The organism is Pseudomonas sp. NFIX28, from assembly GCF_900107395.1.
Lineage (GTDB): Bacteria > Pseudomonadota > Gammaproteobacteria > Pseudomonadales > Pseudomonadaceae > Aquipseudomonas.
Window position 1 is genome coordinate 50,355 of the sequence record NZ_FNPW01000022.1, and the last position, 8,081, is coordinate 58,435.

General features: G+C 64.0%; 7 protein-coding genes. 5 read left to right on the forward strand and 2 right to left on the reverse strand.

What is annotated here, in order from left to right:
- Positions 1 to 60: 60 nt before the first annotated feature.
- Positions 61 to 318, forward strand: a complete 258-nt coding sequence (locus tag BLV20_RS28735; RefSeq protein ID WP_092305749.1) for a hypothetical protein — start codon at positions 61 to 63, stop codon at positions 316 to 318.
- Between the two features lie 103 nt (positions 319 to 421).
- On the opposite strand, the gene betT is transcribed toward BLV20_RS28735, so the two are convergent.
- Together betT and epsC are read right to left on the reverse strand one after the other, a co-directional pair.
- Positions 422 to 2,386 (reverse strand): choline transporter BetT, encoded by a 1,965-nt coding sequence (gene betT / locus BLV20_RS28740; RefSeq protein WP_175540277.1) that lies wholly within the window; start codon positions 2,384 to 2,386, stop codon positions 422 to 424.
- A 421-nt stretch (positions 2,387 to 2,807) separates the two neighbouring features.
- Positions 2,808 to 3,734 (reverse strand): serine O-acetyltransferase EpsC, encoded by a 927-nt coding sequence (gene epsC, locus BLV20_RS28745; RefSeq protein ID WP_092305751.1) that lies wholly within the window; start codon positions 3,732 to 3,734, stop codon positions 2,808 to 2,810.
- A 191-nt stretch (positions 3,735 to 3,925) separates the two neighbouring features.
- Here epsC and BLV20_RS28750 point away from each other — a divergent pair, with 191 nt between their 5' ends.
- From BLV20_RS28750 to tcyN, 4 genes are all read left to right on the forward strand, one after another.
- Positions 3,926 to 4,921: a D-cysteine desulfhydrase gene (locus BLV20_RS28750; RefSeq protein ID WP_092305752.1), complete on the forward strand. Its 996-nt coding sequence runs from the start codon at positions 3,926 to 3,928 to the stop codon at positions 4,919 to 4,921.
- Positions 4,922 to 5,247: 326 nt separating this feature from the next.
- Positions 5,248 to 6,045, forward strand: coding sequence for a cystine ABC transporter substrate-binding protein (tcyJ, locus tag BLV20_RS28755; RefSeq protein ID WP_092305753.1), 798 nt, complete (start codon positions 5,248 to 5,250; stop codon positions 6,043 to 6,045).
- A gap of 50 nt (positions 6,046 to 6,095) precedes the next feature.
- On the forward strand, positions 6,096 to 6,761 hold the full coding sequence (tcyL, locus tag BLV20_RS28760; protein WP_092305779.1) for a cystine ABC transporter permease: 666 nt from the start codon (positions 6,096 to 6,098) through the stop codon (positions 6,759 to 6,761).
- Positions 6,762 to 6,765: 4 nt separating this feature from the next.
- A complete protein-coding gene (gene tcyN / locus BLV20_RS28765) occupies positions 6,766 to 7,527 on the forward strand; it encodes an L-cystine ABC transporter ATP-binding protein TcyN (protein ID WP_092305754.1) in 762 nt (253 codons plus the stop codon).
- Positions 7,528 to 8,081 lie beyond the last annotated feature (554 nt).

Genomic DNA, 8,081 nt, shown 5'->3' on the forward strand with positions numbered 1-8,081 from the left:
AAAGCTTCGAGCGCCATCGACCTTGAAGCCAGCCTGAATCCCGCTTGTGAGGACTTCACCATGCACACCGCGATCATCACCAGCTTCGGCCTGGCGCTCCTGGCACTGATGCTGTTCATCGGCGAAAAACTCGGCCTCGGCCGCCAGACCCTGGCCTACAGCTTTGTCGTGCTCTGGCTGGCGCTGACGGTGATTAACGGGGCGGTGGGGATGGTCCATGCCGGCCAGTCCCTGAGCACGGAACTGGCGGTGGGCAGTGTGGTATTTGGCGTGCCGGTGGCAGCGCTGGTGCTGTTCACGGTGTTGAGCCAGGGCTGAGGGGCCCTAGTCGCGGGCAAGCCTCGCTCCTACAGAAGCACGCACAATCTGTAGGAGCGAGGCTTGCCCGCGATGGCGGTGGCACGAATGCCACCGCCGGCGATCAACGCACCAGATGCAGGAACTGCATATGGCGTTCGTACTGGTCGAGGATGTCGTTGATGATCTGTTCCTTGGTGTAGCCCATCAGATCGTAATCCTGGCTACCCTCGGCCAGGTGCACCTCGGCCCGGTAGTAACGCCGGTTGCGCATCTCCTTGGGCCCCATGCCGCCACGGGCGAAGGACGGCGTGAAGTAGCCGCGCATCTGCACCTGATAGACAAAGGGATGCTGGTCGCCGTGGCCGATTTCCAGGCTGACGTTATCGTTGGCCGGGTCCGGCTGGGTGATCACGTTCAGGCCTTTCTCGACGAAGACCGCCGTCACCTCTTCGATAGCCGGTCGCACCGTCTGGTCGAGGAAGCGATACACCTCGTCGCGCGACGGGAAATGCACCGCCTGGCTCAGGCGCTGGCGCCAGCCGCCCTTGCCGCGCCGCGAAGACGACGAGACCGGCGCCAGCGAATGCAGTTGGGCGATCTGCTTCTGCGACTCGAGGTAGAAGGCCTTGTGCAGCCCCCACATCATCAGCAGCAGAATCATCGAGAACGGCAGCGAGGTCAGCACCACCGCCGACTTCAGCGAGTCGATGCTGCCGGCGAACAGCAGCGCGCTGGTGACCAGCGCGGTCATTGCGCCCCAGAACACCCGCAGCCATTTCGGCCCGTCCTCATCGGCATTGCCGCCCTTGGCCGACAGGGTCGAGAGCACCACGGTGCCGGAGTCGGCCGAGGTGACGAAGAACACGAAGCTGATGAACACCGTCACAGCGATGACGGTCTTGCTCCAGGGGTAGGTTTCCAGCAGCAGGTAGAGGGTCATCGACGGGTTCTCGATGGCCGACATGCCCAGCGCGCTCATGCCGTGGTTGAGCACCTGGTCGATGGCGCTGTTACCGAAGATCGACATCCAGGCCAGGGTGAAGCCCAGGGGAATCAGCAACACGCCGAACACGAATTCGCGGATGGTCCGGCCACGGGAAATCCGCGCGATGAACAGGCCCACGAACGGCGACCATGCAATCCACCAGGCCCAGTAGAAGACAGTCCAGCCACCCAGCCAGTCGCTGGGCTTGTCGTAGGCGTAGAGGTCGAAACTCTTCATCGGCAGCGCGCCGAGGTAGTCGCCAAGGTTCTGGATCAGGGTGTTGAGCAGATGCTGCGTGGGGCCGGCGAACAACACGAACAGCAGCAGCGCACAGGCCAGCAGCATGTTGATGTCGGACATCACCCGCACGCCCTTGTCGACGCCGGACACCGCGACGATGATCGCCGCGCCCATCATCAGGGTGATCAGGCCCACCTGGACCCACTGGGTGTGGGCGATGCCGAACAGGTAGTCCAGGCCGGAGTTGAGGTGCAGCACGCCAAAGCCCATGTCGGCGCCCAGGCCGAACACCGTGGCGATGATGCCGAAGCCGTCCACCGCGTAGCCGATCGGGCCGTTGATGCGCTTGCCGATCAGCGGGTACAGCGCCGAGCGCAGGGCCAGCGGCAGGTTATGCCGGTAGGCGAAATACGCCAGGGCCATGCCGACGAAGGCGAACACGCCCCAGCCGTGCAGGCCCCAGTGCAGGAAGAGAATCTGCATGGCCTGGCGCGCCGCGTCAGCGGTCCCGGCCTCGCCCTGGGGCGGTTGCAGCATGTGGGTCAGGGGTTCCGAGACGCAGAAGAAAAACAGCGTGATGCTGATCCCGGCGGCGAACAGCATGCCGGCCCAGGACAGGTAACTGAATTCCGGTTCGTCGTGGTCGGCACCGAGCTTGATCTTGCCGTAGCCGGACAAGGCGGTGACCACCACGAAGATCAGGTACAGGGTCATGGCCAGCATGTAGTACCAGCCGACCGTGTTGGCCGCCCAGTTCTGCGCGGCCAGCAACCAGGCACCGGCCTGTTCCGGCAGGGCGATGACCACCAGGCCGAAGGCCAGGATAAAGCTCGCGGCGAAGTAGAACACCGGCGGATTCATGCGGATCAGACCGCTGGGAGGAATGGACGATGCACTCATCAAACGTGCACCTCGAGGGGGTAAAACGCGGCTGAAAAGATCGGACTCAGCAAAGGTAAGCCTCCTGTTGTGAGCGGGCAGCAAGCTGCCGGTTTAACTTGAACAAGCGTTCAAGTTAAACACGGATAAGCGCGCAAGGACTAATCGCCGGGCTCGGCGGTCGCCTGGTTACGTTAGCTCGGGGAAGGGTATGACGTGTGGCGCGGCGAATCGTTCAGCACTAAATAAGCGAAGTGCCATCAGCCGCTGCGGAAGGATGCGCCAAGGGGCGCGGGGCCTTCAAAAGACCCCGAGACGGCCTGAAAAGCTTCGCGGGCAAGCCTCGCTCCTACAGAGGTATACGCGGCTTGCGCGCGAAACATCGAACAGGCGCGGAAGGCTCTTACTTCTGCGACCCATCGTCATGTTGCAGGTTGGCCTGGGTCAGGTTGCACCCGGCCGGCACGCTGCGGGTCAGCCAGACGTTGCCGCCGATGGTCGAACCCTTGCCAATGGTGATGCGCCCGAGAATGGTCGCGCCGGCGTAGATCACCACGTCGTCCTCGACGATCGGGTGGCGCGGGTGGCCCTTCTGCAGTTGGCCGTCCTCGTCCGCCGGGAAGCGTTTGGCGCCCAGGGTCACGGCCTGGTAGATGCGCACGCGCTCGCCGATGATCGCGGTCTCGCCGATCACCACGCCGGTGCCGTGGTCGATGAAGAAACTGCGGCCGATCTGCGCCCCCGGGTGAATGTCGATGCCGGTGGCCGAGTGGGCGATTTCCGCGCTGATCCGCGCCAGCAGCGGCAGGCCGGCGCGGTACAGGTGGTGGGCCAGGCGATGGTGGATCACTGCCAGGATGCCCGGGTAGCACAGCAGCACTTCATCGACGCTGCGCGCCGCCGGGTCGCCGTGGTAGGCGGCCAGCACGTCGGTGTCGAGCAGCACCCGCAGGCCCGGCAAGGCCAGGGCGAAATCCTGGATGATGCGGATGGCCTTGGCGTTGACGTCCTGGTCGGCCTCGGCGTTTTGGCGCGCGGCGTAGCGCAGCTCCAGGCGAGCCTGGGCGAGCAGCGCATTGAGCGCCGCGTCCAGGGTGTGGCCGACGTAGAAGTCCTCGCTTTCCTCGCGCAGGTCCACCGGCCCCAGGCGCATCGGGAACAGGGCGCCGCACAGCGCCTCGAGAATCTCGGCCATGGCCGCGCGCGACGGCAGTTCACGACCGCCCTGCTCGCCACTGACCCGCCCGTTGCGGGTACGCCATTGGTCGCGGGCATCACGCAGTTGACCGACGATGGTCTGCAATTGCCAATGGCTGGAACGCTCGCTCACGATAAGACTCCTCACTCAGGCGGCCGGACTGTCTGGCCGCGTAAACGATGTCACTTTACGGTATGCGTCCCAGGCCAAATTAAGAACTAATTGTGCTGGCTTAAGCACCTTTTGGCATAAGCGATTGGCGGTTGCTCCGGCAAATATCGCTGCCTATAGTCCCTGACACCTTTTACAACCCGTGCGGCCTCATGATCAAACAACAGCTCGACCGTTTTCACCGTCTCGACCTGCTGGGCGGCGCCACCGCCCTGGAAAAACTCGAACGCCTGTCCATCTGGCTGGGTCGCGATGTCTACGTCAAGCGCGACGACACCACGCCGCTGGCCATGGGCGGCAACAAATTGCGCAAACTCGAATACCTGGCCGCCGATGCCCTGGCCCGGGACGCCGACACCCTGATTACCGCGGGCGCCATCCAGTCCAACCACGTGCGCCAGACCGCGGCCATCGCCGCCAAGCTGGGCCTGGGCTGCGTCGCCCTGCTGGAAAACCCCATCGGCACCGATGACAGCAATTACCTGGGCAACGGCAACCGCCTGCTGCTCGACCTGTTCGACGCCAAGGTCGAACTGGTGGAGAACCTGGACAACGCCGACGAACAATTGCAGGCCCTGGCCGAGCGCCTGCGCCGCAGCGGCAAACAGCCGTACCTGGTGCCGATTGGCGGTTCCAACGCCCTGGGCGCCCTGGGCTACGTGCGCGCCGGCCTGGAGCTGGCGGAGCAGATCAACAACACCGGGCTCGACTTTGCCGCGGTGGTCCTGGCTTCGGGCAGCGCCGGCACCCACAGCGGCCTGGCCCTGGCCTTGAGCGAAGTGCTGCCGCAGTTGCCGGTGATCGGCGTCACCGTGTCGCGCACCGAGCAAGCGCAACGGCCGAAGGTCCAGGGCCTGGCCGAACGCACCGCCGAATTGCTCGGGGTGCCGCTGCCCGAGCACTTCAAGGTGCAGTTGTGGGATGAGTATTTCGCCCCGCGCTATGGCGAGCCGAATGCCGGCACCCTGGCCGCGCTGAAGCTGCTGGCGAGCCAGGAAGGCCTGCTGCTGGACCCGGTCTACACCGGCAAGGCCATGGCCGGCCTGCTCGACGGCATCGGCCGCCAGCGCTTCGACGACGGCCCGATCCTCTTCCTGCACACCGGCGGCGCGCCGGCACTGTTCGCTTATGCCGGCTTGTTTGCATAACCCATGCCTGTAGCCGCTGGCGCAGGCTGCGCTCGATTGGGCGGCATTCCGTACCGAAGGGGGGCGCAGGACTTGAGATCGCAGGAGGTCCTGCGGACCTGTCGCAGCCTGCGGCAGCGGCTACAGGGATGCATATTTATAAAAAGCATAACAATGTGAATTTTTATTATTTTTACACCTAAAAAGCGCCCCTTATAGTCGCGCCGCAGGCGAATTTGCCAAGAGACGCATACGCTGCATTAGGGCAGGATAAGGCGCTTGTTCCGGCTCACCGATTGACCTGCATTTCCCAACCGCATCTTCATAAGAAAACACAGGGGCTTGTCATGATTTTTTCCGCACTACGTCGAAATATCCTCGTTGGCTCGCTGGGCCTGGCCCTCGGTGTCGGGTTGCTGGGGCAAGCGGTTGCCGGCGAGCAACTGCAGAAGATCAAGGACGCCGGCGTCATCAACGTCGGCCTGGAAGGCACCTACCCGCCGTTCAGCTACGTCGATGAAAGCGGCAAGCTGGCCGGCTTCGAAGTGGAGTTCTCCGAAGCCCTGGCGCAGAAGCTCGGCGTGAAGGTCAAACTGCAGCCGACCAAATGGGACGGCATCCTCGCCGCCCTGGAATCCAAGCGCCTGGACGCGGTGATCAACCAGGTGACCATTTCCGAAGAGCGCAAGAAGAAATACGACTTCTCCACCCCCTACACCATTTCCGGCATCCAGGCCCTGACCCAGAAAAAGAACGAAGGCAAGTTCAAGACCGCCGCCGACCTGGCCGGGCACAAGGTCGGTGTCGGCCTGGGCACCAACTACGAGCAATGGCTCAAGGACAACGTGCCGAAAGCCATCATCAAGACCTACGACGACGATCCGACCAAGTACCAGGACCTGCGCGTGGGCCGTATCGACGCGATCCTGGTGGACCGCCTGGCCGCCTTCGAGCTGATCAAGAAAACCAACAACACCCTGGCCGTGTCCGGCGAGCCCTTCTCTCGCCAGGAAGCCGGCGTGGCCCTGCGCAAAGGCGAACCCGAGCTGCTGGCCGCGGTGAACAAGGCGATCGAGGAACTGCGCGCCGACGGCACGCTGAAAAAGCTCTCGGAAAAATACTTCAACGCTGACGTCACTCAATAATGGAAGCAGGTTTTCAGTTCGAACTGTCTTTCCCGCAGTTGAGCCAGCAAATCGCCGAAACCACGCAGCTGTTGCTGAACTCCGCGCCCTTTCTGTTCAAGGGCGCGTATTTCACGGTGATCCTCAGCCTGGGCGGCATGTTCTTCGGCTTCGTGCTGGGTTTCGCCCTGGCGCTGATGCGCCTGTCGCGCTTCAAGCTGTTGAGCTGGATCGCCCGCGTCTATGTATCGTTCTTTCGCGGCACGCCGCTCTTGGTGCAGCTGTTCGTGATCTATTACGGCCTGCCGCAGTTGGGTATCGAGCTTGACCCGCTGCCGGCGGCGCTGATCGGCTTCTCGTTGAACATGGCGGCCTATGCCTGCGAGATCCTGCGCGCGGCCATCGGCTCCATCGAGCGCGGGCAGTGGGAAGCGGCGGCCAGCATCGGCATGACCCGGGCCCAGACCCTGCGCCGGGCGATCCTGCCGCAAGCCATGCGCACGGCCTTGCCGCCGTTGGGCAACAGCTTTATCTCGCTGGTCAAGGACACGGCCCTGGCCGCCACCATCCAGGTCCCGGAACTGTTCCGCCAGGCGCAGCTGATCACCGCCCGGACCTTCGAAGTCTTCACCATGTATCTTGCCGCCGCGCTGATCTACTGGGTTCTGGCCAGCGTGCTGGCGCACCTGCAGAACCGACTGGAAGAGCGGGTCAATCGGCACGACCAGGAGTCCTGAACCCATGATTGTGGTTGAAAAACTGACGAAGCAGTTCAAGGGTCAGACCGTTCTCAATGGCATCGACCTGACGGTGGCGGAAGGCGAGGTGGTCGCGATCATCGGCCCCAGCGGCTCGGGCAAGACCACCTTTTTGCGCTGCCTGAATTTTCTCGAGGAACCTACCAGCGGCCGGATCAAGGTCGGCAATATCGAGATCGATGGCAGCCGCCCGCTGACCCAGCAGCAGGGCCTGGTGCGGCAACTGCGCCAGCAGGTGGGTTTCGTGTTCCAGAGCTTCAACCTGTTCCCCCATCGCACCGCGCTGGAGAACGTCATCGAAGGCCCGCTGGTGGTGAAGAAGACGCCCCGCGAGCAGGCCGTGGCCCTGGGCCGCCAACTGCTGGCCAAGGTCGGCCTGGCGGGCAAGGAAGACGCCTACCCGCGGCGCCTCTCCGGCGGCCAGCAACAGCGCGTGGCGATTGCCCGGGCGCTGGCGATGGAGCCGCAGGTGATCCTGTTCGACGAACCGACCTCGGCGCTCGACCCGGAGCTGGTGGGCGAAGTGCTGGCGACCATCCGCGGCCTGGCCGAGGAAAAACGCACCATGGTCATCGTCACCCACGAAATGGGCTTCGCTCGCGACGTGGCCAATCGGGTGATCTTCTTCGACAAAGGGGTGATCGTCGAACAGGGCGAAGCCAAGGCGCTGTTCGCCAACCCCAGGGAAGAACGCACCAAACAGTTCCTCAGCAAATTCCTCACCTCGGGCCATCCCCAGGCCTGACCTACGCCTCGCTGCCGAGCCTGGGCGTGCTGGGCAGCGAGCGCAAACCCGCTCCCCCATTCCGCCAGACACATCGCATACGCCGGTTGACGACGGCTGCGCCGCCGATCGCAGGCTACGCCAGCGGCTACAAAAACCACACCCCGCCCCTGTAGCCGCTGCCGAGCCCGCGAGGCTGCGATAAGGCCCGCAGGGCCTTCCTGCGTCCCCAAATCCCCTCCTCTTCAAACCTCTTTGCAAACCATGCCCCAGCCACCACCGCATACGCCGGTTGACGACGGCTGCGCCGCCGAGCGCAGGCTACGCCAGCGGCTACAGAAACTACGCCCCGCCCCCGTAGCCGCTGCCGAGCCCCGCGAGGCTGCGACAAGGCCCGCAGGGCCTTCCTGCGTCCCCAAATTCCCTCCTCTCCAAAACGCTTCGCAACCATGCCCCAGCCACCACCGCATACGCCGGTTGACGACGGCTGCGCCGCCGAGCGCAGGCTACGCCAGCGGCTACAAAAACCACACCCCGCCCCCGTAGCCGCTGCCGAGCCCGCGAGGCTGCGATAA

What these genes read in the sequence shown, in the direction of transcription:
- BLV20_RS28735 (WP_092305749.1), top strand. Translation starts at nt 61, where the DNA reads ATGCACACCGCGATCATCACCAGCTTCGGCCTGGCGCTCCTGGCACTG.
- betT (WP_175540277.1), bottom strand. Translation starts at nt 2,386, where the DNA reads ATGAATCCGCCGGTGTTCTACTTCGCCGCGAGCTTTATCCTGGCCTTC.
- BLV20_RS28750 (WP_092305752.1), top strand. Translation starts at nt 3,926, where the DNA reads ATGATCAAACAACAGCTCGACCGTTTTCACCGTCTCGACCTGCTGGGC.
- tcyJ (WP_092305753.1), top strand. Translation starts at nt 5,248, where the DNA reads ATGATTTTTTCCGCACTACGTCGAAATATCCTCGTTGGCTCGCTGGGC.
- tcyN (WP_092305754.1), top strand. Translation starts at nt 6,766, where the DNA reads ATGATTGTGGTTGAAAAACTGACGAAGCAGTTCAAGGGTCAGACCGTT.